Source organism: Gordonia sp. CPCC 205333 (assembly GCF_048537885.1).
Classification (GTDB): Bacteria; Actinomycetota; Actinomycetes; order Mycobacteriales; family Mycobacteriaceae; genus Gordonia.
In genome coordinates, this window is the sequence record NZ_JBCLVI010000001.1 from 458,358 (window position 1) to 482,817 (window position 24,460).

Consider the following 24,460-nt stretch of genomic DNA (forward strand, 5'->3'; position numbering starts at 1 on the left):
GAGATTCGCCGAGTCCGGGATTCGGAAGGCGCAGATGACTGACCAGGCAACAAAGACTGTCACGCCCGATCAGCGGGTACTACGCCGCGCGATCGGAGCATCGGCGATCGGCAACGCGACAGAGTGGTACGACTACGGCGTTTACGCCGCGACAACCACCTATCTGACGCACACATTCTTCCCCGGTTCCTGGGGCGGAGTCGGCACCATGATCGGCTTCGCGATCTCTTTCGTGCTTCGACCGTTGGGCGGCATGGTGTGGGGGCCGCTGGGTGATCGACTAGGCCGCAAACGCGTACTGGCGATGACGATTCTTCTCATTTCAGGTGCGACCGCGCTGATCGGTGTATTGCCATCGCACGCCGTCGCCGGTGTCTGGGCGCCGGTCTTACTGATCTTGCTCCGCGTCGTGCAAGGTTTCTCCACCGGCGGTGAATACGGCGGAGCGGCAACGTTCATGGCTGAATATGCCCCGGATAAACAACGAGGTCGGTTCGGAAGCTTCCTGGAATTCGGCACGCTGGCGGGTTTCGCCGGCGGCACCGCTCTCGTACTGCTGTTCAATCTGATGCTCAACGACGATCAAATGAACTCGTGGGGCTGGCGTATCCCGTTCCTGCTTGCCTTGCCGCTCGGCGCGGTCGGTCTGTATCTGCGTAGTCAACTCGAAGACCCGCCGGTGTTCACCGAGTTGGAGCAAGCCGACGTCATCGAAGGCTCCGCGTGGTCGCGGCTGACCGACCTCGTCCGCAATTACTGGCAACCGATTCTCATCATGTTCGGCATGGTGGTCGCGCTGAATGTCGCCAACTACACACTGCTCGCTTATCAGCCCGACTACTTGAAGAACACCATCGGACTCGATGAGGACAGCGGGTCGATCGTCGTATTGATCGGGCAAGTCGTGATGATGTTGCTGATCCCATTCTTCGGTCGCTGGTCCGATTCCACCGGGCGAAAACCGATGTGGTGGTCGTCGCTGATCGGGTTGTTTGTACTAGCGTTGCCGATGTATTGGCTTATGGGACAAGGGTTTGGCTGGGCCATCGTCGGATTCGTCGTCCTGGGCGTGCTCTATATCCCGCAGCTCGCAACCATTTCGGCGACCTTCCCCGCGATGTTCCCGACACAGGTTCGCTACGCGGGTTTCGCCATCTCGTACAACGTCGCGACCGCCGCGTTCGGTGGTACCGCTCCGTTGGTGAACGAGGCCGTTGTCGACAACACCGGCTGGAATCTCTTTCCAGCCGCCTACATGATGGCCGCGTGTGTGGTCGGCATGATCGCGTTGGCATTTTTGAAGGAGACGGTCGGCGCGTCGTTGCGCGGCACCGGAATTCCGGAGCAGGGCGTTGAACCGGAATTGGCGGCACTGCAGAAGTGATGCGGGACTGGGATTCCCAGTCGCTCGGAGTACTCGACGACATCGGGATGCTCGTCGATCGCGCGGTCCACCTCAATCGACGCGCGGAGGCGTTCAGACGCCACTAGCCATATTGGGTCCATGTGGGGCAATAACTTGGATGATTTATTGACCCAGGTGGGTCCATTCCAATACCGTCGGGGATGCCAGGCACGGATCGTCCGTGCGGGCCGGGAGGTTGGAATGACTGCGACGGATTCAGTCGGGACCGAAGTGGCGGCGGCTTCGACCGCCCAGATAGCGGCCGGGGATGCGACGTGCGCAATCGAGGAATCGAGTTCCGTGCATGCGTATGACTACTACTATCGGCCTGGTCAGACGCTGCGTGAAATTCCTTCTGACAAAGATGAATTCGCCGACGAGTGGCTGCAGTGCCGGCGGTTCGTATTCGGTCCGTGGTTCGAGGTCGGCAATGAGGTCGTGGCTACCGCGCAGACGCGAATGTTCGACGACCATATGTGGCAGGGCGACGAATTGGCCGATGCGGTGGTCGATATGTTCGTGCGGGTCGGGGCCGAAAAGGGGCGGGCCCTATTCGAGCAGGCCGTCGCCGAAGGTATCGATTCCGTGTCGGACGCACCCTCGGAACTCGTCGAATTCTTCGTCACTGTCGAAGCCATCCCGCACTGGTACGACCGTGGCCAGGGCACTCGGGGACTCGACCGCATTCAGGCATCGACGATCCCTAGTCTGCTGATCACCGGGACCTTCGCGGTCATCGATACCGTCATGAACGGTGATGTCTCGACGGCGACCGGCGCGACGGGACGTTTCCGTCACGACGGAAACCGGCGCTTGGTGGAGACCGCATTATTCTTCACCGAAATCCTTACGACCTCCCGGCCAGGTCCGGGCTCGCACGCGTACAGTGCCGCGCTGCGAGTAAGACTAATGCATGCACAGGCGCGTCGTGGCCTGCGATTCGCATGGGGGCCAGAGCATTTCGCGACGAATGGCAACCCGATATCCAATGCGTCGCTGTGTGGATTCTTCGAGTCGATCCTGCTGACCCTGCTCGTCGACCATTCCCTTGGCAGACCGTGCTCAACAGGCGATCTCGACGACGCCTGGCATTTTCTGTCCTACTGGTCGTGGTTGATGGGTGTCTCCGACGAGATCCTGCCACGAACAGGTATCGATGCTCTGAAGAATCTGGACTATTTGTTGGCGCGTAACGGCAAACCGTCGAAATGGCGCGCCGAATTGCTCGACGCGCTGATCGGCACGCCAGTTTCTGGTTGCGCCAGTCCCGCAACACTTTTCGTAGCACGCGTCTACGCCGCGTGCGCAGCAGTACTTCTCGGCGACGCACTCGCCGGTCAGATGTTCGCCGATACTTATTGGGAGCGGCGACTCCGAATCAAGGCCGGTGCCGTGACTCTGCGGGTCGCGGCGTGGCCACTCACACGAACAGCGGGCCTCCGCGATCGGATACCTGGTATTGGCTCGGTTCGACAGCGTCGACTGGCTATCGGCGCCATCTTGAGTGCCGCGACTCGAGTACTCCGGCAGCGATTGGCTGCCGGTAACCGAAGCGACTACGTCGCCCACGACGGGAGTCTGTCGGGTGCAGGCATAGCGCGCTGAGACGCGACCGATCGGCGATGTGTCCCGTGACTTCGGTACACGGTGAAAGAGGGGTTTCACCGATGGTGAAGGATGGACCCATGGCTGTTGACGAACCGCGGACCCGGTGGGCCGGATTGTCATTGGAGCAGCGCACTGGCGAACGGCGCCGGTTGATTCTCGATGCGGCTTTCGCTCTGCTGGACGCTGGCGGTGATATCGGTGATGTGACTATCCGGGCGGTGTCTCGTGATGCCGGTGTCCATCGGCGCTACTTCCATGAGAGTTTCTCCTCGCGTGACTCGCTGCTCTCGGCGATGTTCGATGAAGCGGCGGTCGGGTTGGTGTCGGAAGTGCTGGACGCTATCCGAGCCGCCCGGCCCGACTCCACGCAAGCAACTTTGCGCGTGTTCATCAGAGCGGGACTGACCCACCTGCGGCAGCGCAACGCGCATGCCGCATTGATGGTCGGCAGGGATACCGAGCCCGCATTGCAGGAAAAGCGGGTTGACGCATTGGCTGCGTTTCGGAGTCTGGTTTCGGCACCTGAGGATCAGGTCAGTTCAGAAGTGAAGTCGCGCAACGAGGTTCTCGCGACGATGATCGAAGGCGCGGTAGTGGAGTTCGGCCGACGTTGGGCCGACGGTGAGCTGGGCGTCGATGTCGACACCGCGGCCGATGCCGCGGCGGACGCTGTGCTGTCGCTGATGGCGCTCAACGGGTCAGTTGCCGGCGCCGATGAGCGTGCCGGCGCACTGTGGCGGGCCACCATCGATTCCCGTTGATGGCGATGGTTAAGAAGTAGCGCCTAGTACAGACCGGCCGGACGTGAGGCCGCTCGACTCTTCAAACTTTGACGCCAAAACATTGCTGTGCGTCATCATGACAGTGATGATCGAGGTCATAGTGACGGCGCATTGTCTTGGTGGAGTGGCGATTTCAGCCGATCCTGACAGCGGCGTGTTGGACCCCTATCAACGAGTCTGGGGCTATCCCATTCTCCACTTCGCAGATGGCAGTGCAGATAATGCCAACCTCGGCGTCAATCCCTCGCTGACATACGCGCGCAAGCCGAACGTGCGAGGTAATTGTGGCGCAGCGAGGGTGAGTCGATCGCCGGCCCCAGCGTAGGGTGCTCCGTACCAGCATCTCGACGCGGTTCCGCCGCGCGCCGACGGCGAGTGGCGCGCTGCGTCACTCACCGTCGACTCGGCCTTGACTAGATGACAGCGGCTTCGCGCCAGTCGGCATGGTGGACCGGACAGCCTCGCTGGGCGCCGTTGCAGACATCGCAAGGCTCCCCCTCGACGGTTCCGGCCGCATCGCATTCTTCGCAATTCTCAAGTGTACGTTCGCATTTGGCGCAGGACGCGCCAGTGGGCGCCACCTGCGATCCGGTAATCGCGATCTGGTCGGCTGCTATCCCATCGGCGTAGGTCCGGCGCGCTTTCGCGAGCGCGGCACGTGCCGAGTCGAGGGTGATGTCGTCTGGATTGATCCCTTCGCGACGGAATGCCGTGACAGCGAACGGCGCGTAGCGAAGTGAGATGGGGAGGTGTAACCGCGCTGCGGTGGTCCGATAGAACCGGAGCATCGTAAGCAGGCGCCGGTAACGTTTGCGGTCCCTGAGGGTCCAATAGTCGGTCAGTCGAAGTCGTTCCAGCAGTTCGGGTTCGAGATGTCCCATGGTGGTGATTCGAAGTATCGCTGCCAGGGCGGGCGCGGTCAGCTTGGCCGCCCGGCGATATCTTGCGGGGACCGCGCGGAACATGTAGTCCGGTGTCTTGGCGGAACCCGCGGTGTACTGGGCGATCCCCATGTCGATCAGCTGATTCGCTTTGACGTCGGCGAGATAGGTTTCGAACTCCGCGTAGGTCTCCGGTTGTGCTCGGTCGTCCACTCCGTACATGGAGAACCAAAACTTGCTCTCCTCGAAGATCTGTTCCTTCTCGTCGCGTGATAGGTCGTATACACCGAGTTCTGCTGTGCGATAGATCAATTCGAAGAAGGTGACGTGGGCCCAATAGAAGGTTTCGGAATCGATGGCATGGTATTTGCGGCCGTTGGGCATATCGCCCTTGATCGATTTGTGGAAATTGCGGATCTGGACACCGTATTTCGACGCGGCATCCGGTGGGCCGTAGAGCACCCCTCCGATGGTCTTCATGGTGTTCGCCGCCCTCTCGCGCAGAGACTTCAAGTCACCCCGGGAAACTAGGACTGAGTGATCAGAAACGCCTTGGCCGAGTTGCGGCCACATATTCTCGGTTATCGCCGCGCGTTGGCCGGTTGCGCCCAGCGTGCCGAGGTCGCCCATGTACTTCCACAACAATGAGTCCGGCGGGACGGGCCGCTGCTGGCGTTGTTTGGGGCGCAGGCTGTCGTCGTTGGGGCGGTTGGGAATTCGGGTCCCGGCATGGAACTTGTTGTTGCCGATCTTCACCGTGCTGGTGACGAGATCCGGATCGTCAGGGGTGGCGCCCGATGCGGCGTCGTTATCGGCTACTTCAGTCATCGGTTCTCCTCGGCGTGGGGCGGGTCGTGGTTGGCATGCTATTCATTCACTGTGCCATTTGTGGCACAATACAGTCAATGGTGTGCCAATTGATGGACTGGCGGCGCCTGATGTCGTTGCGGAGGAGAAGGTATGCAAGGTGTGGAGCCGATTGCGGATCTGAATGGCCAGACGGTAATCGTCACGGGTGCCAACGGGGGCCTAGGGGCGGAAGTCGCGCGAATGTTGGGAGCGGGTGGAGCGCGGGTGGTACTCGCTTGCCGGAACCTCGTGACTGCGAAAGAAGTTGCGGCGTCTCTTGACTGCGAGACGGTTGTCGAAGAGCTTGACCTGTCGAGTCTCGAATCGGTGCGTGACTTCGCGGCTCGATGGCGTGACCCGGTCGACGTCCTCGTGAATAACGCGGGGATCATGTTCGTGCCGGAGGGGACGACTGAGGATGGATTCGAGCGAGCCTTCGGGACCAACCATCTCGGTCATTTTGCTTTGACGGGTCTGTTACTCGACAAGGTGCGACGCCGCGTCGTCACGGTAAGCAGCGTCGCACATTGGCGGGGTCGGGCGGCGGGTCTGCGTGACCCGAACTTCGAGCACCGACCCTTCAATCGTACTGCGGCATACGGGAATTCAAAACTCGCGAATCTGGTGTTCGCGCGTGAACTGGATCGGCGGCTGCGTACGAGCGGCAGTCCGGTGCGGTCATATGCCGCCCATCCCGGGGTGGTGGCCACGGGGCTGTACGACCACTCTGAGTCGACGACGTTCGGGATCTTTGGGCAGGCCGCGAGACTCGGCGGCTCGGTGTCCGATGGCGCGGCACCGATCACCCACGCGGCGGTGGATCCGCACGCGAAATCGGGGGCGTTCTACGGCCCGGGCCTGATGGTCCGTGGCCGACGAGTGCGTTCGAATCCGTCTAGTGGCCTTTCGCGAAACCGCCAAGTCGCAGAACAGCTTTGGGTGGATTCGGAACAGTTGACCAAATTGCGCTACGCATTCTGATCTTCGTGCGGCCGGATCGGGAAGCCGGTCGCCGCACTGAAATGCGGATCTAGAACGAAATCCGGGGAAGGTGCTCCGGATGAACTATCGGGCCCGACGGCCCTCGAATAGAAAGTAGGCGAATGGACGTAACTCAGTTGAGGGCTGTCTGGAAACAGGAATCGGAGTCGCTGAAGATTTTGCGAGGCGCCGGAGCAATCCCGTCGGTGCGTGCGATTCCCGCGCTCGGCTGGGCCGGAATTCGGGGCGGGGTAGCGGCGGCCGGCGAATTGCTCGGGATACGTCACGGGGACGCGGTCGCGTTGATCGATCCGCGTGGCGCGTTGACCTACCGTCAACTTGGCGCGGCGTCGAATTCTCTGATAAACGGGCTGCGAACACATCTGGCGCCGGCGCCGCGTCCGACCGTCGGCCTGATGTGCCGCAACAGCAGGTATAGCCTGCTGTGTCTGTTCGCGGTCTTGGGAGTCGGCGCGAAACTGGTGCTGCTCAATACCGATATGGGCCCTAAGCAGATGGCCGAGGTCTGTCGCCGGGAGAAGATCGACATCGTCATCTACGATGCCGAGTTCGCTCCAGCCTTCGCTGGTCTGCCGGAAGCTGTGGACAGATTGATCGCGTGGCCCGCCGACGGCGAAACCAGCGACATCGATCGGCTCATCGACAGCAACCCGAGCCGACTGCCGCCGCGTCCGGCGGGCTCACCCAGCATCGTGATGCTGACCAGTGGCAGTTCGGGCACCCCGAAGGGGGCGAGCCGCGACTCGAACAGTGCTTCCGAACGTCCATCGCTGGCGATGGTCGCCGGATTCTTGCAGAAGATCCCGCTACGCGGGGAGGACCGAATCTTCCTGGCGCCGCCGGTCTTCCACGGCTGGGGTGCGATCGTGGCTGGCTCGGCGCTGATGCTCGGCGCGACGATCGTGTTCGATCGCCGATTCGATCCGCAACAAGCCCTGGAACTCATTGTGCGCCATCGATGTTCGGCTGTCATCACGGTGCCGACGATGCTACGTCGACTGATGTCGTTGCCGAGCGAACAGCTTGCGCGGATCGATCGATCCGCGTTGCGGATCGTAGGTTCGGGAGGCGCCAAACTTGATACCGCCTTGGTGCGCAACGTCCTCGATGAGTTCGGCCCGGTGATGTACAACCTCTACGGTGCGACCGAAGCGTCGTTCATTACCATCGCAACACCGCAGGATCTTCTCGCCGAACCGGCCTGTTCGGGAAGTGCGCCGATCGGTGTTCGGGTGAAGATCCTGGCCAACGGTCAGTCGGTCGCCGCGGGCGAACGCGGGGACATTTATGTTGGAAGCGCCGGAACCATTGCGACGTATACGGATTCGACGTCCAAGGAATCAGTTGACGGGATGATCAAGACCGGTGACGTCGGGCGACTGGACGCCGCGGGGCGGCTTTTCATCGAAGGTAGATCCGACGGAATGATCGTCTCCGGTGGCGAGAATGTGTTTCCCGAGGAACTCGAACTCGTGCTCGCCGCGCATCCCGATGTCGCCGATGCGAAGGTGGTAGCCGTGCCCGATGCCGATTTCGGCCAGCGTTTACGCGTATTCGTGGTTGCCGCCAGTGGAGCCACCATCTCGGCGGAGGTCTTGAAAGATTATGTCTCACAGGAGCTTTCTCGGTCCCGCGTGCCGCGAGATGTCATCGAGGTTCCCGAACTTCCACGTACGGCCACCGGCAAGGTCACCAAAGCGACGCTGGAGACTCTGGCCGAGATCTACGCCTGACGTGCGGAAGGAGAACCGTCAATGACTTTCGTCATCACCGCACCATGTTGCAATGACGCGTCGTGTGCCACGGTCTGCCCGGTGAACTGCATTCATCCCACACCGGGCGAACCCGAGTTCGCGACCGCCGACATGCTCTATATCGATCCGGACAGTTGTGTCGACTGCGGATTGTGTCTGGTCGCCTGCCCGGTGTCGGCGATCGTTCCCGAACATCAACTCGCAGAGCGCGATCGACGATTCCTTGAAGTCAGCGTTGACTACTACCGGGATCATCGAGTGGACGGTCCCGCGGCGTTTACCGACGACCTGGTCCCGCTGCCTCCCGATCACCAACTGCGGGTGGCGATCGTCGGTGCCGGGCCCGCGGGTTTCTACGCGGCCGAGGAACTGTTGCGGCACGGACGTATTCGCGTGGACATGTTCGATCGCCTGCCGACGCCGTATGGACTCGTCCGCGGTGGCATCGCGCCGGATCATCCGCAGACAAAAGCGGTGGAACAGACGCTCGCCGAGATCGCTACTCACTCGAACTTCAACTATTTGCTCAACGTCACCGTCGGACGTGACGTGACCCATCAGGAACTCGCCGACAACTACCATGCGGTGATTTACGCGGTTGGAGCCGCTACGGAGAAGAGTCTGGGAATCCCCGGTGAGGAACTGCCCGGATCGGTGTCGGGAGTCAATTTCGTCGGTTGGTACAACGGCCACCCTGACCGCGCGAGTGACAACTATCGTTTCGACCACGAGCGCGCAGTGGTGATCGGCAACGGCAATGTCGCTATCGATATCGCCCGCGTGATGTTGCGATCCCCGGATGACCTGGCGCTGACAGATGCCGCCGACCATGCGGTCGAGGCATTGCGAAACAGTCAGATCCGGGAGGTCGTGTTGTTGGGACGCAGGGGGGTTGCGCAGGCGGCGTACACTTTGCCCGAACTGGTCGCGCTGGCCGCGATGCCGGGAATTGACGTGATTATCGACCCCGCGGAGCTGATTCTCGATGAACAGACGCGGACCGCCCGGGAAGCCGGCACGCTCGATAGTGTTATCGCGGCGAAAATATCTCTGGCGGAAGAACTTTCGGCTCGCCCGCCGGTGGCGGGCAACAAGCGGCTGGTACTGCGATTCATGCGAACACCCACCGAGATCGTCGGAGATGCTGGTGTTCGCGCCGTTCGCACTATTCGCACCGCCTATCTCCCCGACGCTGGGCAGGTCAGAGTAGCGTCGACCGGTGACGCAACGGAATTGCCTGCCGGACTGGTTATTTCGGCGATCGGCTACCGTGGGCAACCGGTGCCCGGGCTGCCATTTGATTCGGTACGGGGAGTGGTGCCCAATGACAGCGGGCGGGTCCAGACGGGCGTCTATGTGACCGGGTGGATAAAGCGAGGCGCAACCGGCGGAGTCGGTGTCAATCGTCGGTGCGGTCAGGAGACGGCGCGTGCGGTGCTCTCCGACTATGCGGCAGGGGATCTGGGCGAACCGCGTCAACGCGGATCCTCGATCAGCTCCCTTCTGCGGTCGCGAAATGTGCAGGTGGTGGACAAGGCGGGCTGGGCTCAAATCGACGCCGGGGAGCAGGCCGCTGGCCGGGCGAGTGGACGGCGTCGTGCAAAGCTCGTGTCGATCCCTGACATGCTCGAGGTCGCCGAGGGAGTTACCCGGTAAGCGGTTCGATCCGAAACATTCAGGGTGCCCGGCCTACCCCGCTACAGGCCGGGCACCTTTCTCATTCGGTGAGCTTCGAGGGCCACCAACTCCTGGTGCCTACGAGTACCGCGATCGCCGGCACGACGAGCGAGCGAACGATCAGCGTGTCGATGAGGACGCCGACGCCGATGATCAGGCCCATCTGGTACATCGTCGACACACCACTGGCGAGCATGCCGAACATCGCCGCCGCGAAGATCATGCCCGCCGAGGTGATGATGGAGCCGGTAGACCGAACCGCGCGCATCACTCCGAGCCGGAAACCGGTATGCGCCTCCTCCCTGAGCCTGGACATGAACAGCATGTTGTAGTCGGCGCCGACCGCGACGACTAACACGAAGGTCATCGCGGGCACCGCCCAGTACAGGTCCTGTCCCAGGATTACTTGGAAGACAAGGACTCCCACCCCGAGCGCGGACAGATAGGTCAGCAGCACCGTTGCGAGGAGGTAGAGCGGCGCCACGAGGGATCTCAGCAGCAGACACATCACGGCCAGGATGATGAGCAGTGTCACGACGATGATCTCGATGAAGTCGAGGCGGAAAACATGCTGCAGGTCGGACAGGATCGCTGGGAGGCCACCGATCCCGACGGTATCGGCGGCCAGCGAAGTATTAGGTGTCGCCTGTTGCGCCACCTCCCTCATCCGGTCGGCGAGTGTCATCGCTTCCTCGCTGTACGGATCCGTCGATGTCTGTACGAGATATCGGACCATCTTTCCGTCTCCGGATACGAATAGCGCAGCGGCAGAGGCGAAGTCGCCCATCGTAAGTAGACCCGAGGGCAGGTAGAAGCCCGACGCCGCGGGGGCACCGGCGTCTTTGCCTACGGTTTGCAGGAAAGCTGATAATTCAGTGACGGTACCCATGGCGTCGGTTGCCTGTTGCCGCAACTGGCGGACGCGGTCCCCCATCGCCGCGGCGTCTGAGGTACTGATGCCCAGAGCACGGACCCGGTCGAGGGTGTCGGTCATCTTGTCGTACTGGGCTTTGAAGGTGTCGAGTTGACTGAGATAGGTCCGAGCTTGCGACAGTTGGGAACGCACCGTGCCGATCAGCGTGGACGGTCTGGTGCCCTCGGCCGATAGCTGATTGATCGTGGCCGCCGCAGCGGTGAGGGTCGCCAGCGCACCATCGTTTTTGGCGGAGACCAGTGTCGCAAGCTGTGTGCGCAGTTCGACGCAAGTAGTGTTGGCGTCGCACGGCTTCCAGTTCAGCAACGCCTGCTGCGCCGGCTCGATCACTCCGATGGCACGGTTGAGGGCATCGACGGTGGTGGTCAAGGTCGGCGCGAGAGTAATAAGCCGGTCCAGCATCGGTCCCGATTGGGCCGCTTGATCCACCAGCTGCTGAAACTGTGCTATTTGCGCGGACGCAGTGCTGGCTTGCCGGAAACCGTCGGCGATGGTGCGTTGCAGTTGAGCCAACTCCGCTGGGCTGACGTCTTTGGCCATCCCCGAGATGAGGTCGGCGAGTTGTTGCATCTTGTCCATCTGCGGCGCGTAGCCGTCCACAATTCCTTTGGTACGGCCCAACTCTCGGCCCATGGCGGCTATCTGCCAGGCCAGAGTCGCCTGGGTCAGTTTTTGTCCGTCGGGCCGGGTGATCCCGACCACGCGGGTGACACCCGGTATCTGGGAGATCCGTTGCGCCATCTGGTCGAGATCGGCAAGTCCCTGCGGGGTTCGCAGATCCCTACTCGAACGAACCGTAAGATATTGCGGCATAAGCGAATCCGGTGGAAAGTGGGCATCGAGCAAGCGATAGCCGGCTGAACTCTCGGTATCCGCGGGCTGTGCGGCCCGGTCGTCGTAGCTGAAACGCATGAACGGAGCCAGAGCGGCGAAGGCGGCGAGTATCGCAACGCTCACCGCTAGTGTCGTCTTCGGTCGCCGGACTACCATTACGGCCATTCGCCGCCAGTGTTTGACGCCGGCCTCCTTGCGCGGCAATCCGATTCCCCGCCGCGCCGCGAGATGCAAGATCGCCGGCAACATGGTTGCGGTGACTAGGAATCCGATCGCGATTGCCACTGCGACCGCTGGCCCGGAGGCGGCTAACGCCTTGAGGCGCAACGTCAGCTGCGCGAGGTTGGCGATGGCGACGGTGGCCGCTGTCGCCAGGATGACGCGCGTCATGGAGCCGCTGGCCTGGGCGATTGCGACGTCGGGTGATGATCCGGCCCGGATGTTCTCGTGATATCGGCTGATGAAGAATACGGTGTAGTTCACGCAGGCACCCGCGACGATGACGACCATCAGGGCAGAGGAACTGCTGGAGATCGGCATGCCGAGCGAACTGAGGCCCGCAACGGTACCGCGAGCCACGACGATACTTATCCCCATTACCAACAAGGGTAAAGCCGCTGTGAACACCGATCGGTAGATCAACAGCAGTAGCACCGTGATGAGGATGAAGGTGATCACGCCGATCACCTTGGTATCCGAGATGGCCTGTAGCGCAAGGTCACCCAGAGTTGCGCTACTGCCGGTCACCAGTGCGGTGGTGGGCGATCCGGCGAACGTCTGCGAGACGACATTCTTGACCACTTTGAGTGCCTGCATCGATTCGGGGGATCCGAGCGAGCCGGTCAGGCCCACCAGCAGGAACCACGCTTTACCGTCGGGGCTCAACGCCTGCTTTTGAATCGCTGGGTTGTCACGGGCTTGCGGGCTGGTCAGGGTGTCCTGCACAAAAGTGACCGCCTCGTTGGATTCGAGCCGCTCAACCAGCGCGGTATAGCGCGCCCGCGCTTCAAGCGTGAATCCGCCGGGGTTGCTCATCGCGATGATGAGCGAATTGTCGGCACCCGCCTGCTTGAAGGCTTTGGCCATTTCGTGCATATCGGTGATCGATGGTGCGTCCTGTGGAAAAGGGGAGACCGAGTGCTCATTGGCCACCGATTCCAATTGCGGCCAGAGGAGGTTGGTCGCCGCCGCGATGCCTACCCAGATGAGTATCGCCAGGACGGAGTGGCGGGTGACCGTTCGGCCGAGACGTTCGAAACCCGGGCTGTATTGATGTGCCACAGAAGGCCTTTCATCCGCGGTGAGGTAGTCGGTAGATCATCCGAAGGTGGGCAGCGTGGTGTTCGGCAGCGATGGCATACCCGCAATGCTGGGCAGTGGGCTCACTCGGTAGATCAGCGTGTAGCCGTAGCCGATGTCGGTGCCGCTCACCGTCACCGTGTGAGCGGCGTTGAAGTACATGTCCTGTCCCAACACCGATTCATGGCGGTATCCGGCGTCCGATAGCGCTTTCCGCGCTCTGGTGAGGTCGGACTCAGTCACCTCCGCGACCTCTAGCCGTGTGGTGTCGGCATTTCGTGAGAGCCGATAACTTCCCGCGACGACCGGTATGTCTGTCGGGAAATCTGCTGGGAGAGTGGATGATCCGATCGCCGGAGTGGGCAGCGCGGCGACCGGCGGGTATGAGCTGGCGCTTACCGCACCACCGGTGAGTGCGTCCACGCTGCACCCCGCTGTCGCGATGGCGACGGCGCCGAGCAACGTCGCCGCTGCGAGGTGTCGTGACAACGATCCAGTGTTCATGTCGTCAGCTCCGTTCTCCTGCGAAAACCCGCAGCTAAGTGGCACTCAAGCAAGCAAGTGTGCCATCTGTCTGCAAAATGCCTGCACAAGAGGGTGGCACAATTGATAGCAAGTGTGCCACACTGTGTTGCATGACACATCCTGCGCAGCAAACTGGCGTCGACACCACCGACCGAGCGTTCGCAATGGAGCGCGGATTAGTGCCTCGGGTAAGCGTGCGTGACATCGCCCAGATGACCGTCGGCATGGTGCGCGGACAGGGGCCCGGCGAGGCGATCGGTGAGATGCAGCGTCGGCGTGGCACCAAGATGGTCCGTGTTCCACTCGTGCTGATGGATATAGTTCTGGCCGCTGACCCGGAGGTCGCCCAGGCGATCGCGCTGAATTCCGGCGAATCGTTCTCCGCGGAACGCGCGTGGGGTTTGACTCTGACTGGAATGTTTCGAAAAGCATTGCTGCAGAAGGAATTCGCCGAACACCGGCATGACCGCCTGATTATCCAGAGATCGCTGACCCCGGAGAAGATCGCGGGCTATATGGACGGTATGGCGGCCACCGTCACCACCCATGTGGATTCACTCGCGGTTGGGCGCGGCGTTCAGCTTCGGAAACTGTTCAAGCGGGTGGCGATGGAGGCCGCGCTGGCGAACTTCGTCGGCCTGGAGTTCACCGAGGATGACATCTACCGCATCGGCAAGGCGTTCGACGACCTCGTCTCGGCGAATCCATTGGCGCAGGCGCGGGCGCGGCGTTATCTGCACCGCACCATCCGCTCGTGGATTCCGACCAGGCGGGCGGCCCTCACCCCCGACCTAATGTCCCAGCTCTGTCATGCGTCCGCGGTGAACGGCGATCGATTCACCGACGACGATGTGATGCGACATATGATGTTCTTTCTCTTCGCCGCACACGACACGACGACCATCACGATGACCAACATGGCCTACTACATCGGGCTCAATCGCAAATGGCAGTCGAAGGCGAGGCGGGAGTCGCTGGCACTCGGCGACACATTGTCGTACGCGGATCTGAAGCGACTGCCCGAACTCGACAAGATTCTGCGCGAGACGTTACGTTTTCGCACGCCGGTACCGATGATGCAGCGTACGGCGGTGCGCAGAACGAGTCTGGTCGGCTATCAGATCAGACGCAACACACTGATCGCCACCCTGACCTGGGGGCACCACACGAACCCCGATGTCTGGGAAAATCCCACTCGGTTCGATCCGGATCGGTTCGCCGTTGAGCGCGCTGAAGACAAGCGCCACCCCGGACTGTGGATGCCATTCGGCGGAGGAGCACATAAATGTGTGGGAATGCATTTCGCGCGGATGGAAGTGTTCTCCCTCTTCCATCAGCTGCTACGGAAATACGAATGGTCGGTCGAGGACGATTTCGTGCTCCCAACGTTGGCCAACTCACTAGTATTCTCGAATGGTTTTCCGGCCGAGGTTAGACGCTATTCGCCAACCGCGAGCGATGGTGATTTATCCGGTCCGAATGTGGATATCCAATGGGGAATCCGGCCAAAACTAGTCAAGCGGCTGAATCTCGGAGTGAATAGGGAACGACCGAGTAGTTCCTGCCCGGTCGACCACTGAGTATATGTACGGGAGCTGATTCCTCGATTCCCGCCGGGATTCTCCGCTCTATTTCGGATATTCGTACCAGTTTAGGATCGTTAGGATAACTGTCTTGGTAGGACCACTATGTCGTCTATAGCTGTAGATGGATTACATACCTTTGGCCGGACCGTGCGACTCGGTTTTCGGACGATAGGGCTCGTCGCAGCGGGAGCGATTAGCGGCCGTTTCCCAGTTCGAGAAGGCCTCACTCAGGGATGGTTTTTCGTCTCAGTCTGCGTATGGCCGGCGATCCTCCTGTCAGTCCCGTTCGGTGTGGTCATCGCGGTGCAGGTCGGCAGTATCACTAAAGATCTCGGCGCGACCTCGCTGGTCGGAGCGGTCGGTGGGATGGGCGTGATGCAACAGGCGGCGCCGATGGCCGCCGCGCTCTTGGTCGGCGGTGCCGGGGCATCGGCGATCGCATCTGATCTCGCAGCGCGCACCGTTCGCGAAGAGATCGACGCGATGCGGATCATGGGCGTCGACCCTGGACTTCGTCTCATCGCGCCTCGAGTGGTCGCGATGACCATAGTCGCGCCGATGCTGGCCGTCGTCGTCATCCTGATGAGTGTATTGGCCAGCTTCCTGGTGGCGATCATGGGACAGGGCGTGGCTTCGGGATCGTATTGGTCGGCGTTCGGCAGTTTCGCGAGCGTGACTGACCTGGCCATCTGCATCGCCAAGGCAGCTCTGTTCGGATTTCTCGTCGCGGTGATAGCGGGACAGCGCGGGCTAGATGCCCGTGGCGGGCCGAAAGGTGTTGCCACCAGCGTTAACGCCGCCGTGGTCATCGGTGTTCTGACCTGCATGATCGCCAATCTGATCATCACCCAACTGATCACGATGTTCATCCCCCCGAGGTTCTTCTGATGACAGTGATCAGAAGTGCGCAACCGGCCGCTTATCGGCCGAAAGGGGTCCGGCTGCCGGCGCGGCTGGCCGTGCGGCTGGATAACTTCCTGCAGAATCTTGGCCGCCAACTCCATTTCACGTTGATGGCAGCAGCGGGCATCGCACGCGCGGTGCGGGCATACCGCTCGCAGACGATGATCGCATTCACCGATCTCACGTGGGGGAATGGACGTGCGGTGATCATCGGAGGTGGTGTTGCTCCGGTGATCGTGATCATGGGAGTCGCGGCCGGCGGCATGATCGGGATCGTCGGCTATTCGACGCTCAGCATGCTGGGCATGGGGCCGCTCACCGGAATGATGTCCGCGCTCGCCAACACCCGAGAACTTGCACCGATGATCGCCGCAATCGGCTTCGCGGCGCAGGCCGGCTGCCGGATCACGGCGGAGATCGGCGCGATGCGGGTTTCCGAGGAAATCGACGCGCTCGAAGCGCAGGCGATCCGTCCTATTCCGTTTGTGGTCTCCACCCGTATTGTCGCGGCGATCATATCGATAGCGCCGGTCTATGTGATCGCCCTCGCGCTAAGCTACCTGACCACCTGGGCGACGGTCACCTTGATTCACGGTGAGGCGTCGGGTGGTTATGAGCACTACTTCGATCAATTCGTCAGTGCGCGCGATGTTGTCTTTTCGTTGATCAAAGTGGTCATATTCGTAGTCGCGGTGACCATTGCGCATTCGTATCAGGGCTTTTACGCGTCGGGCGGACCGGAGGGTGTCGGAGTCGCCTCCGGTCGCGCGGTGCGCGCCAGTCTGGTTCTAGTGATTTTTCTCGACATGCTGCTCACCATCGTGATGTGGGGACTGCGCTCAGAAATCAGCTTCGCGGGGTGACCGTGCGGCGACGAGTCAAGGCGGTATTGCGATGAGGCGTGACGTGACGCCCGCACAATTGCGGGTGTTGGGAATAGGTGTGATCCTGGCGCTGGTCGTCAGCGGGCTCGCATTTTGGGGAGTTCCGAAAGTACGCGGCTGCGGGTGTGCGGAATTCGAATTGGTGGCTACTTCTTTTGGTGACGGTCTCGAGGTGGGTTCGAATGTACGTCTGCGAGGGGTAGCCGTGGGTGAGGTAACCCGACTGGTCAGCGAAGGGCGCGATCGTCAGATCGCTACTCTCAGCGTGGACAGCGATCGAATGCACGAATTGTCTTCTACCATGCGCACCCGGTTCATTTCCGACAATCTTTTCGGCTCTACTGCCATCGAACTGATTCCGCGGGCCGGGGCGGTCGGACTGCGAGCAGGGCAGACCATCCAACTCGACTCGATCGATAATTACACGGTTACCAAACTATTCCGGGATGCGGGGCGAACAGTTCTAGGAGTTGTGACCGACCGGCTGTCGTCGGCTATCGATGATTCCGCCGGCCTGATGTCGGCGATAACGCCATTCGTCACATCCGCGCTGGTGGCGATGGAGTCGGTGCGACGTACTCAGAATATGACGATGGAGCAGATTCTGCCTCGGCTGGGTGAATTGATCGAAGGCGTATCCGTATTAGCGCCGAGCGCACTCAAATCCGTGAACTCATTCGCTCGGGTGGAATTACTCGATTCGGCGGAACTCGCCGTCAAATCGGCGGACCTGCTCACCGAAATCAGTAACTTGGTTTTCGCCTTCGCCGGTAAGGCGATTGGGGAACTCCGTCCTACGGTGCCGATGCTGGAGGGGCTCACAGCGATGCTTTCGCCGATCAATACGAGCCTGGCGAAAGTGTCTCAACATGATGTCCGGCGCTTGATCGCCGGTATGAACGGGGCGCTGCATCGCCGCGGAAATCGGGTCGAACTCGATGTCGACGTGGCAATCAAGACGATGCCGGCGGTGACCGCGGCACTGTCCGTGCTATCGGTGCAGTCGGGAGGTGGCCGATGAAGACGCCGGTCGCCTCTGCTTGGCGGTTAGCCGTGTTTCTGCTGGTGGTATTGATGATCGTGATCCTCATAGTCCAGGCGATCAATCGTCCGGTCGTCGGTGGTACGACCGCGTATCGCGCCGAATTCACCGATGTGTTCGGCTTGCGGGTCAACTCCGATGTCCGGTTGCGCGGTGTCCAGGTGGGAAAAGTCACCGATATTGCGATTGTCGACAGCCGTCGCGCACTGGTGACTTTCGACGTTCAGAATGCCAATCGACCGCGGGTCGACGACGAGATCGCGATCAAATTCCAGAATCTCACTGGGCAGCGATATCTGGCGATCAATCCCGGTAAGGATTCGGCTCCCTATGCCGCACCCGACATTCAGTTCGCGAAGACGGTCGGCTCATTCGATATCACGTCCCTATTCAATGGACTCGCGCCGATAATGAAAGAAGCCGATCCGGCGATCTATAATCGGTTGGCACGCAGCATGATCGATTTCATCGAAGGCGGTGGAAACGACGGCGACTTCAGCGCGGTGCTCAAAGATGTAGATACCCTGGCCGGTTACGCATCCAGTCGGACTGAATTACTCGACGTCATCCTGCGCAATATGCAGGGGGTGGCGAATATCGTACGCGGGCGGGCGTCGAAGCTCTCCGATATGTTGTCGATTTTTCATGCCGCGTTCACTTCGGTATCGGACCGGATAGATCAGGCCACCAAACTCGTCGATCTGGGGCAGCGGGAATTCCGCGAGATCGCGCGGGCGGTGAATGCGTTGTCGCTGGTGACTCTTGGCGGCACCGACAAATTCACCCAACGCGTCTATGAAGTCATTCCGGATACCCAAGAAGCGGTGCGAACCCTGCGGGCACTGCCCGCGGCCTTACATGGTCTCGCCGCGATGATCCCGGAGACCGATGCGAAATGTGCGCGGGGGAGTGCGGCGTTGCCGGCTCCGGTCGCTGTGCTGCTAAGCGGGAGGCATCTGACGATATGCAAGCGATAGGAAGTTTTGCGCCGGCGCAGAGGTGGCGTCGATTACGGTCGCGCGGACTTGGACTGGGTGCTGAACTGCCGACTCGGCGCGGCGAGTTGATCTGGGGCGTCGTCGGCGTCGCGATGGTGATCGTCGTCGCGATTGGAGCCGGTGCGCTCTATATGCGACCACCGGGCGAATCCAGTTTCTCAGCACTGATGACTGAAAGCGGTGGCGTGAAGAGTGGCGATGAGGTGCGAATCGCTGGCGTGCCGGTGGGAAAAGTGTTGCGCGTGGGCATCGCAGGCGATCGAGTACGCCTGGATTTCTCGGTGAAAGATACGTATTCCATTGGCGCGCAGACGAGTATCGCGGTCCGAATGCTGACCCCCGTCGGCGGGCTCTATCTCGCACTACTCCCCGACGGCGCAGCGCCGCTGCGAGAACCGATTCCGGCGCAGCGGGTCGCCCTGCCGTACACGATCGGGGCATTGATCGAGTCCGGTCACCGCGTGTCCTCCGGCTTGGACGCCGCCGCACTGCGTCAGAGCACCACCGAACTGGCGCAGACTATGGCGGGCAGTCCCGGTGCTATCCGTTCCATCTTGACGCATACCCGCGGCGTCATCGATCTATTCGCCGCGCAGAAGAAGTCGATCGAGGACATGGTCTCGCTATCCAACGAGTACGTCACCGAGATCAACGGAAACAAAGAGGTGCTGTTGGAACTGTTGCGCGGATACGCCGCGATGGGGCCGGCCTTGATGAGCCGGCGAGTGATGTCCCAGCAATTCGCCGATGACCTGTTGACCGTTCTGGGAAAGGTCTTCGAATTCCTCGGCGGGCCATGGCAAACCACGCTCGAACCGATGATCCTGCCCCTCGAAGACAGTATCGAGCAACTCAACCTCACCAGGGATAAGTTGACCGCGCTGTTTGGCCAGGTGCGCACCGCGACGCGAGCCCTGGCGGCGATGGTCGGGCCGGAAGGCCAGGCGGTAGTCAACCAGCAGGACGCCCTCGTCGACCTTTCGGCGGTATGTCTGCCGGTGCCGGGAAGGTCGTGCTGATGGTTCGGATGCGTGGCAAAAAGGCCTTTGCGGTGGGTGCGGCGGCCGTCGGGGTCGTCGTCCTCGCCAGCGCGGGGACCGTGGTGCATATGCGCAGTTCAGCGGACGCACACGACGTATGCGCGCTGATGAGCAACACCATCGGTCTGTACGACGGCGCCGACGTGACGGTGCTGGGAGTCAAGGTCGGGTCGGTGTCTTCCATCGTTCCTCAGGGGGGCAACACCCGGGTCGACATGCGTGTCGGGGGGCGTAGGCTTCCCGCGAACACTCAGGCCGCGGTCGTGAGCAATTCAGTGGTGGCCGATCGCCGCGTTGAACTGGTCGACGCGACCAACCCAGGTGGGCCACAGCTCGGCGCCGGTTCCTGCATACCCGAGCAGCGGACCCACGTGCCCGTCAGCGTCGATGAGTCGATCAAATCCTTCACCCAACTTGTCTCGCAGCTGTCGGTTCCCGACGCCGCCGGCAAACGCCCGATCGAAAGCCTGCTCACCAGTGCCTCTGACGAACTTGCCGGGCTCGGTCCAACCGTCCGCGGCGAATTGGAATCCCTGGCGCGACTGATGGCCAATCCCGACAATTTCATGGATCAGTTCGGCAAACTGCTCGACAACACGGCAGAGGTGACCAAGCCGTTCGCCGATGAGTGGGGCATGGTCAAGTCGGTACTTCTATCGATGCCGGGGATGGACTTCATCTCGAATCTGCTGAAAGTGGCCGACATCGTGGGGCTCGTGGTCGGCGCGATCGAACCGCTCGACCGAATCTTCATGAAACATCTGCCGGCGGTGTTACCGCTTCTGGAGAAATCTGTGCCGTTGTTGTCGGTGATCAACAGCGAACTTCGCGACTCCCGCGAACTACTCGCCAAAGTCCCCAGTATCGTTCTCATGCTCGGCAGCACTTTGTCGACGAACACCGGCACTGTGTCGATCCAATACCGCTCGCCCCGAGCCAGGGTGTCCACCGCGAATTCGGCGACGACATGCGCCGCGCTTAACCGGCTGCGACGCGGAAGTTGTATCGCCGATGGCGATCAGCACGCCACCGTTCCGCTCGCCGAGGTGCTGCTCGGCGCGATTGGGGGACGGCCATGAACCCGATCACGCGTATCCTGCGACAGCTGAGCCCGATGGTGTCGATGCTGATCGCAATCGCCGCATTGGGCGGATGTACGTTCAACCCCGCCAATCACGCCATGCCCGGCTCCGGGGTCGATGGCCCGACGTACCGCGTGCATATCGAATTCGAGTCGGTTCTCAACCTGCCGATCGGGGCAGCGGTCATGGTGAACGGCAACAAGGTGGGGACCGTTCAGTCAGTCGAGTTGGGGCGCGATGCGGTGGTCGCGGAAACCGATATCACCGACTCGGTGCGACTGCCCCGCGCAACCCGCGCGGAACTGCGGCAAACGACGATGCTCGGCGATGTATACCTTGCGCTCGTACCCGTTGGTGGTGGCGCCGAACTCGCCGACGGGGCGAAAATCCCACTGGCACAGACCGATCCGGGAGTGCAGGTCGAAGAGATGCTCGAACGGATCGCGACCTTTGCCAGCGGCGGATCCATCCTGCGATTGCAGCGGTCGCTCGATCAGCTTGGCCGCGCGGTGGCGATGAACCCTACGACAACTCGTGCGTTGGCATCCTCGGTCGCGCGGAATCTCGACGGTGCAGCGCGGCGCACTGGAGACATCGGACGCATGCTCGGCGGAATGGATCACCTGACGCAAACCATGCTCGCGATGCGTCCGACCATCGAATTCGTCTTCTCCGACACAGCCGGTCTACGCCTGTCGCGGATGCCGATATTCATCAAATCGGTACTGAATCTGATCATCGACCTCGAGACACTCACCTCGGGCATCGAGTGGCTACTGCCGTCCCTGCCCACAATCAACATGTTTCTGGAGAAGACGTCGTCGGTGCTGCGCAACAAGTCGGCTCACGCCTACCAATACAACGGGCCGGTCAATGACATGATCTCGCTGGTGCGAAACAAGGTCATCCCCTATCTCACCGGAGGCCCGTCGGTGAATATCTCCATGCTTCACATCCAAGGAAATGGTGGTGACTCCACCAAGGATGCGTTGGTGATATTGCGAATGGCGGGGTTGTTGAAATGACGAAGATTCCCACGTGGCTGTCGGTATCCCTGTTTCTGGTGGTAACCGTGTTGGGTGCCTCCTATCTGATCGTCGGAATCCTGCATATTGATCCACGGGTTCGTGAGAACACGATCTCCATTGACCTGAGCGCCTCCGGCGGGTTGCGTAGCGGTTCGGAGGTCAGTTACCGGGGCAAGCGGATCGGACGGGTGACATCGGTCGCCGGGATCGACGGAGCAGTTCGCGTCCAACTGTCCTATGACGCCGGCTACCGGATTCCCCAGGCCACTGGAATCCAAGTGCGGAATGTGTCGGTTCTTGGCGAACCGATCGTCGATTTCGCACCGCGGAATTCGGTGGGGCCCTATCTTGCCGACGGTGCCCACCTGACCACGAAGAATGTGCAGATTCCGACCACGGTGGCGGAGTTATTGCAGGCGACGTCGGGCGCGTTAGATCAACTCGATCCCACAGTGCTCAACCGGCTCGTCGACACGGTGACCGAGGCAGTTACAGGTTTGGATACCGCGACGCCGGTGATTGGACGCGGTGCCGATCTGCTGGCTACCACTTTGATGAATAGACGAGGAGTTCTCGAGGAATCCCTCCGCAATGTGATGACGATGCTCAATGATTCGGACTGGGCCAAGTCTGCGATGGTGACCGGTGCACCCGCGCTGGAGTTAATAGGGGTGCGCGGTGGCGCGGGATTCCGGGCGCTATTCGAAGCTGCCCGAAAGATTGATGGCGGAACGAAACTCAAGCGCTGGCGGCCGATCGAACAGCGACTGGTGAAACTCGTCCAGCAGGTGGGCCCGGAACTCGGGCCCATCGCCACCACAATCAAGCCGTTAATGCTGGCGACCGCCCCCGCTTTGGGGTCGCTCAATATCGGGGATCTCTTGGAACAGGCGTTGCTGGCGTTACCCGGTGACAGTGTTCGGGTTTCTGTGACGGTGCCGCGATGAATGGCCCACCCCCCAGGCTTTCCAATAATCGAATCCGCGACCCCGGCTCGCTGAAGGAGAATAACTATGTCGCTCACCGACAATGAGGAGACCGCCGACGCGGTACCGACCCGCACCGGGCTGCGCGCGCGACGTCGGATCGCGCGGGGCGGTGGTGACAAACCTTCGCGCAAAACGCACCGGGTGGTTTCCGCCGTGGCGATCGTCGCGACGGTAGCGGTGATTGCTCTTGGCGTGGCCTGGGTATTGGTCGCGGGACTGAACGACGACGGCGACCGGTTGGCGCAACTCCGGGCCGAACAGACCGACAGCACGAATGCAGAGCGGGTGGCCCTCGACTACGCGGTAGGTACCGCGCGAGTCAACTACGAAGATATCGACGCGTGGCGAACCGCCCTGAAATCAGGAGTCAGCGATCAACTCAAAACTCGCTTCGACGGTGCGGTGACGGTGGTGCAGCCCCTCTTCGCGCAGCTTCGTTACGTGACGACGGTGAAACCGTTGGCTGCCAAGGTGCGTAGTCGCGAAGGTGATCAGTTCGTCGTCGACGCATTTGTGGAGATGACCTCCAAGAGCACCCAATCACCCAGCGGCACAATCACTACCGGCAGTTTCACGATCACCCTCGACAAAGCCAGCGGCTGGACGATCACCGATGTCGGCGGCACTGGCACGGCGTTGTCGGAAGGGAAGACGCCCGCCGCGCCCGGCCAGACACAACCACCCGGCCAGCCCTCACCGTCGCCGTCAGCAGGCACCGGCGGGTAGCAGCGTCACCACACCAATTGGGTGAGATATCGCTTGGCGTACTCGCGAACTGAGTCCGCATTGCGAATATCCACTTGCGAGGAATCCGGCCGCTCGGCAAAAGACACCACCAGACGGGTCAGGATTTCCGAGACCGCCATGAGATCGGCTTCAGGCATCTTCGCCCCCGACTTGCGCAACGCGGCGGCGACCCACTCGGTGACCTCCGCTTCCATATGCGTGACCATATTTGAGATCACGTGTTGCCGGCGCAGGATCATCTCGGCCTTGATCGGCGAAAGCTCGGCCCACCGCGCCGCGATTGTGAAGGCTTCGACGACTGTCTCCTGCGGATCCAATCCTGCGGTGGCGTGGTCGATCTGCTTCATCGCCTGTTTCGCCACCCGTTCGAAAAGAGCGATCAGCAGGTCATCTTTACTGGGGAACCGACGATAAAAAGTCCGGCGGCTGATGCCAGCGGATTCGGCCACCCGGTCCACATTCAAATTGCTGAAACCGAGCTGTTCGATCATCGATTCCGCAACATCGAGAAGGGACTGTTGCTGATGGTCAGGTGCCGCAGACGTGCGGGTTTTGCGCTTGCGGACGGTCACGATATCGCTTTCCGGGGCATCCAACGGTGATGCGTAATC

Annotated in this window: 21 protein-coding genes; 17 read left to right on the forward strand and 4 right to left on the reverse strand. The window is 61.2% G+C overall.

Features of this window, described 5'->3' with window-relative positions; genetic code table 11:
- The first annotated feature begins 34 nt into the window (after positions 1–34).
- The 4 genes from AAFP29_RS02155 to AAFP29_RS02170 all read left to right on the forward strand — a co-directional run bounded on the left by AAFP29_RS02155 (position 35) and on the right by AAFP29_RS02170 (position 4,120).
- Positions 35–1,384 (forward strand): MFS transporter, encoded by a 1,350-nt coding sequence (locus AAFP29_RS02155; RefSeq protein WP_419215656.1) that lies wholly within the window; start codon positions 35–37, stop codon positions 1,382–1,384.
- 222 nt (positions 1,385–1,606) lie between these two features.
- Entirely contained in the window at positions 1,607–3,010 is a 1,404-nt protein-coding gene (locus tag AAFP29_RS02160) for an oxygenase MpaB family protein (RefSeq protein ID WP_419215657.1), read from the forward strand.
- Positions 3,011–3,090: 80 nt separating this feature from the next.
- Entirely contained in the window at positions 3,091–3,774 is a 684-nt protein-coding gene (locus AAFP29_RS02165) for a TetR/AcrR family transcriptional regulator (protein WP_419215658.1), read from the forward strand.
- Positions 3,775–3,880: 106 nt separating this feature from the next.
- The gene (locus tag AAFP29_RS02170) at positions 3,881–4,120 is read left to right on the forward strand and encodes a GMC oxidoreductase (protein ID WP_419216324.1); all 240 of its coding nucleotides are present in this window, start codon (positions 3,881–3,883) and stop codon (positions 4,118–4,120) included.
- 88 nt (positions 4,121–4,208) lie between these two features.
- On the opposite strand, the gene AAFP29_RS02175 is transcribed toward AAFP29_RS02170, so the two are convergent.
- A complete protein-coding gene (locus AAFP29_RS02175; protein ID WP_419215659.1) occupies positions 4,209–5,504 on the reverse strand; it encodes an oxygenase MpaB family protein in 1,296 nt (431 codons plus the stop codon).
- 132 nt (positions 5,505–5,636) lie between these two features.
- On the opposite strand from AAFP29_RS02175, the gene AAFP29_RS02180 reads away from it, so the two are divergent.
- The 3 genes from AAFP29_RS02180 to AAFP29_RS02190 all read left to right on the forward strand — a co-directional run bounded on the left by AAFP29_RS02180 (position 5,637) and on the right by AAFP29_RS02190 (position 9,937).
- Complete coding sequence (locus AAFP29_RS02180) at positions 5,637–6,506, forward strand: SDR family NAD(P)-dependent oxidoreductase (RefSeq protein WP_419215660.1); 870 nt, start codon at positions 5,637–5,639, stop codon at positions 6,504–6,506.
- Positions 6,507–6,628: 122 nt separating this feature from the next.
- Positions 6,629–8,260: an AMP-binding protein gene (locus AAFP29_RS02185; RefSeq protein WP_419215661.1), complete on the forward strand. Its 1,632-nt coding sequence runs from the start codon at positions 6,629–6,631 to the stop codon at positions 8,258–8,260.
- A gap of 21 nt (positions 8,261–8,281) precedes the next feature.
- Complete coding sequence (locus AAFP29_RS02190) at positions 8,282–9,937, forward strand: FAD-dependent oxidoreductase (RefSeq protein ID WP_419215662.1); 1,656 nt, start codon at positions 8,282–8,284, stop codon at positions 9,935–9,937.
- Positions 9,938–9,998: 61 nt separating this feature from the next.
- Here the strand turns inward: AAFP29_RS02190 and AAFP29_RS02195 are convergent, their stop codons facing one another.
- Positions 9,999–13,007 carry an MMPL family transporter gene (locus tag AAFP29_RS02195; protein ID WP_419215663.1) on the reverse strand — a complete coding sequence of 1,003 codons (3,009 nt, stop codon included), beginning with the start codon at positions 13,005–13,007 and terminating at the stop codon, positions 9,999–10,001.
- Between the two features lie 36 nt (positions 13,008–13,043).
- A complete protein-coding gene (locus AAFP29_RS02200) occupies positions 13,044–13,529 on the reverse strand; it encodes a hypothetical protein (protein WP_419215664.1) in 486 nt (161 codons plus the stop codon).
- A gap of 131 nt (positions 13,530–13,660) precedes the next feature.
- Between AAFP29_RS02200 and AAFP29_RS02205 the strand changes: the two genes are divergently transcribed.
- The 10 genes from AAFP29_RS02205 to AAFP29_RS02250 all read left to right on the forward strand — a co-directional run bounded on the left by AAFP29_RS02205 (position 13,661) and on the right by AAFP29_RS02250 (position 23,828).
- Entirely contained in the window at positions 13,661–15,130 is a 1,470-nt protein-coding gene (locus AAFP29_RS02205) for a cytochrome P450 (RefSeq protein WP_419215665.1), read from the forward strand.
- A gap of 108 nt (positions 15,131–15,238) precedes the next feature.
- On the forward strand, positions 15,239–16,024 hold the full coding sequence (locus tag AAFP29_RS02210) for an MlaE family ABC transporter permease (protein WP_419215666.1): 786 nt from the start codon (positions 15,239–15,241) through the stop codon (positions 16,022–16,024).
- Positions 16,024–16,902, forward strand: a complete 879-nt coding sequence (locus AAFP29_RS02215) for an ABC transporter permease (protein ID WP_419215667.1) — start codon at positions 16,024–16,026, stop codon at positions 16,900–16,902. Before AAFP29_RS02210 ends, AAFP29_RS02215 begins: the two co-directional genes overlap by 1 nt.
- 31 nt (positions 16,903–16,933) lie before the next feature.
- Positions 16,934–17,944, forward strand: coding sequence for an MlaD family protein (locus AAFP29_RS02220; protein WP_419215668.1), 1,011 nt, complete (start codon positions 16,934–16,936; stop codon positions 17,942–17,944).
- The gene (locus AAFP29_RS02225) at positions 17,941–18,942 is read left to right on the forward strand and encodes an MlaD family protein (RefSeq protein ID WP_419215669.1); all 1,002 of its coding nucleotides are present in this window, start codon (positions 17,941–17,943) and stop codon (positions 18,940–18,942) included. The genes AAFP29_RS02220 and AAFP29_RS02225 overlap by 4 nt, the downstream gene beginning before the upstream one ends.
- Positions 18,930–19,982: an MlaD family protein gene (locus tag AAFP29_RS02230; protein WP_419215670.1), complete on the forward strand. Its 1,053-nt coding sequence runs from the start codon at positions 18,930–18,932 to the stop codon at positions 19,980–19,982. The genes AAFP29_RS02225 and AAFP29_RS02230 overlap by 13 nt, the downstream gene beginning before the upstream one ends.
- Positions 19,952–21,082: an MlaD family protein gene (locus AAFP29_RS02235; RefSeq protein WP_419215671.1), complete on the forward strand. Its 1,131-nt coding sequence runs from the start codon at positions 19,952–19,954 to the stop codon at positions 21,080–21,082. The genes AAFP29_RS02230 and AAFP29_RS02235 overlap by 31 nt, the downstream gene beginning before the upstream one ends.
- Entirely contained in the window at positions 21,079–22,110 is a 1,032-nt protein-coding gene (locus AAFP29_RS02240) for an MlaD family protein (RefSeq protein WP_419215672.1), read from the forward strand. The genes AAFP29_RS02235 and AAFP29_RS02240 overlap by 4 nt, the downstream gene beginning before the upstream one ends.
- Positions 22,107–23,060 (forward strand): MlaD family protein, encoded by a 954-nt coding sequence (locus AAFP29_RS02245; protein WP_419215673.1) that lies wholly within the window; start codon positions 22,107–22,109, stop codon positions 23,058–23,060. The genes AAFP29_RS02240 and AAFP29_RS02245 overlap by 4 nt, the downstream gene beginning before the upstream one ends.
- A gap of 66 nt (positions 23,061–23,126) precedes the next feature.
- Entirely contained in the window at positions 23,127–23,828 is a 702-nt protein-coding gene (locus AAFP29_RS02250; protein ID WP_419215674.1) for a hypothetical protein, read from the forward strand.
- Positions 23,829–23,833: 5 nt separating this feature from the next.
- Here AAFP29_RS02250 and AAFP29_RS02255 read toward each other — a convergent pair whose 3' ends face one another.
- Positions 23,834–24,421 (reverse strand): TetR/AcrR family transcriptional regulator, encoded by a 588-nt coding sequence (locus tag AAFP29_RS02255; RefSeq protein WP_419215675.1) that lies wholly within the window; start codon positions 24,419–24,421, stop codon positions 23,834–23,836.
- Between the last annotated feature and the right edge of the window lie 39 nt (positions 24,422–24,460).

Coding starts and splice junctions, on each gene's coding strand:
- AAFP29_RS02155 (WP_419215656.1), top strand. CDS start 35: ATGACTGACCAGGCAACAAAGACTGTCACGCCCGATCAGCGGGTACTA.
- AAFP29_RS02160 (WP_419215657.1), top strand. CDS start 1,607: ATGACTGCGACGGATTCAGTCGGGACCGAAGTGGCGGCGGCTTCGACC.
- AAFP29_RS02165 (WP_419215658.1), top strand. CDS start 3,091: ATGGCTGTTGACGAACCGCGGACCCGGTGGGCCGGATTGTCATTGGAG.
- AAFP29_RS02170 (WP_419216324.1), top strand. CDS start 3,881: ATGATCGAGGTCATAGTGACGGCGCATTGTCTTGGTGGAGTGGCGATT.
- AAFP29_RS02175 (WP_419215659.1), bottom strand. CDS start 5,504: ATGACTGAAGTAGCCGATAACGACGCCGCATCGGGCGCCACCCCTGAC.
- AAFP29_RS02180 (WP_419215660.1), top strand. CDS start 5,637: ATGCAAGGTGTGGAGCCGATTGCGGATCTGAATGGCCAGACGGTAATC.
- AAFP29_RS02185 (WP_419215661.1), top strand. CDS start 6,629: ATGGACGTAACTCAGTTGAGGGCTGTCTGGAAACAGGAATCGGAGTCG.
- AAFP29_RS02190 (WP_419215662.1), top strand. CDS start 8,282: ATGACTTTCGTCATCACCGCACCATGTTGCAATGACGCGTCGTGTGCC.
- AAFP29_RS02200 (WP_419215664.1), bottom strand. CDS start 13,529: ATGAACACTGGATCGTTGTCACGACACCTCGCAGCGGCGACGTTGCTC.
- AAFP29_RS02205 (WP_419215665.1), top strand. CDS start 13,661: ATGACACATCCTGCGCAGCAAACTGGCGTCGACACCACCGACCGAGCG.
- AAFP29_RS02210 (WP_419215666.1), top strand. CDS start 15,239: ATGTCGTCTATAGCTGTAGATGGATTACATACCTTTGGCCGGACCGTG.
- AAFP29_RS02215 (WP_419215667.1), top strand. CDS start 16,024: ATGACAGTGATCAGAAGTGCGCAACCGGCCGCTTATCGGCCGAAAGGG.
- AAFP29_RS02220 (WP_419215668.1), top strand. CDS start 16,934: ATGAGGCGTGACGTGACGCCCGCACAATTGCGGGTGTTGGGAATAGGT.
- AAFP29_RS02225 (WP_419215669.1), top strand. CDS start 17,941: ATGAAGACGCCGGTCGCCTCTGCTTGGCGGTTAGCCGTGTTTCTGCTG.
- AAFP29_RS02230 (WP_419215670.1), top strand. CDS start 18,930: ATGCAAGCGATAGGAAGTTTTGCGCCGGCGCAGAGGTGGCGTCGATTA.
- AAFP29_RS02235 (WP_419215671.1), top strand. CDS start 19,952: ATGTCTGCCGGTGCCGGGAAGGTCGTGCTGATGGTTCGGATGCGTGGC.
- AAFP29_RS02240 (WP_419215672.1), top strand. CDS start 21,079: ATGAACCCGATCACGCGTATCCTGCGACAGCTGAGCCCGATGGTGTCG.
- AAFP29_RS02245 (WP_419215673.1), top strand. CDS start 22,107: ATGACGAAGATTCCCACGTGGCTGTCGGTATCCCTGTTTCTGGTGGTA.
- AAFP29_RS02250 (WP_419215674.1), top strand. CDS start 23,127: ATGTCGCTCACCGACAATGAGGAGACCGCCGACGCGGTACCGACCCGC.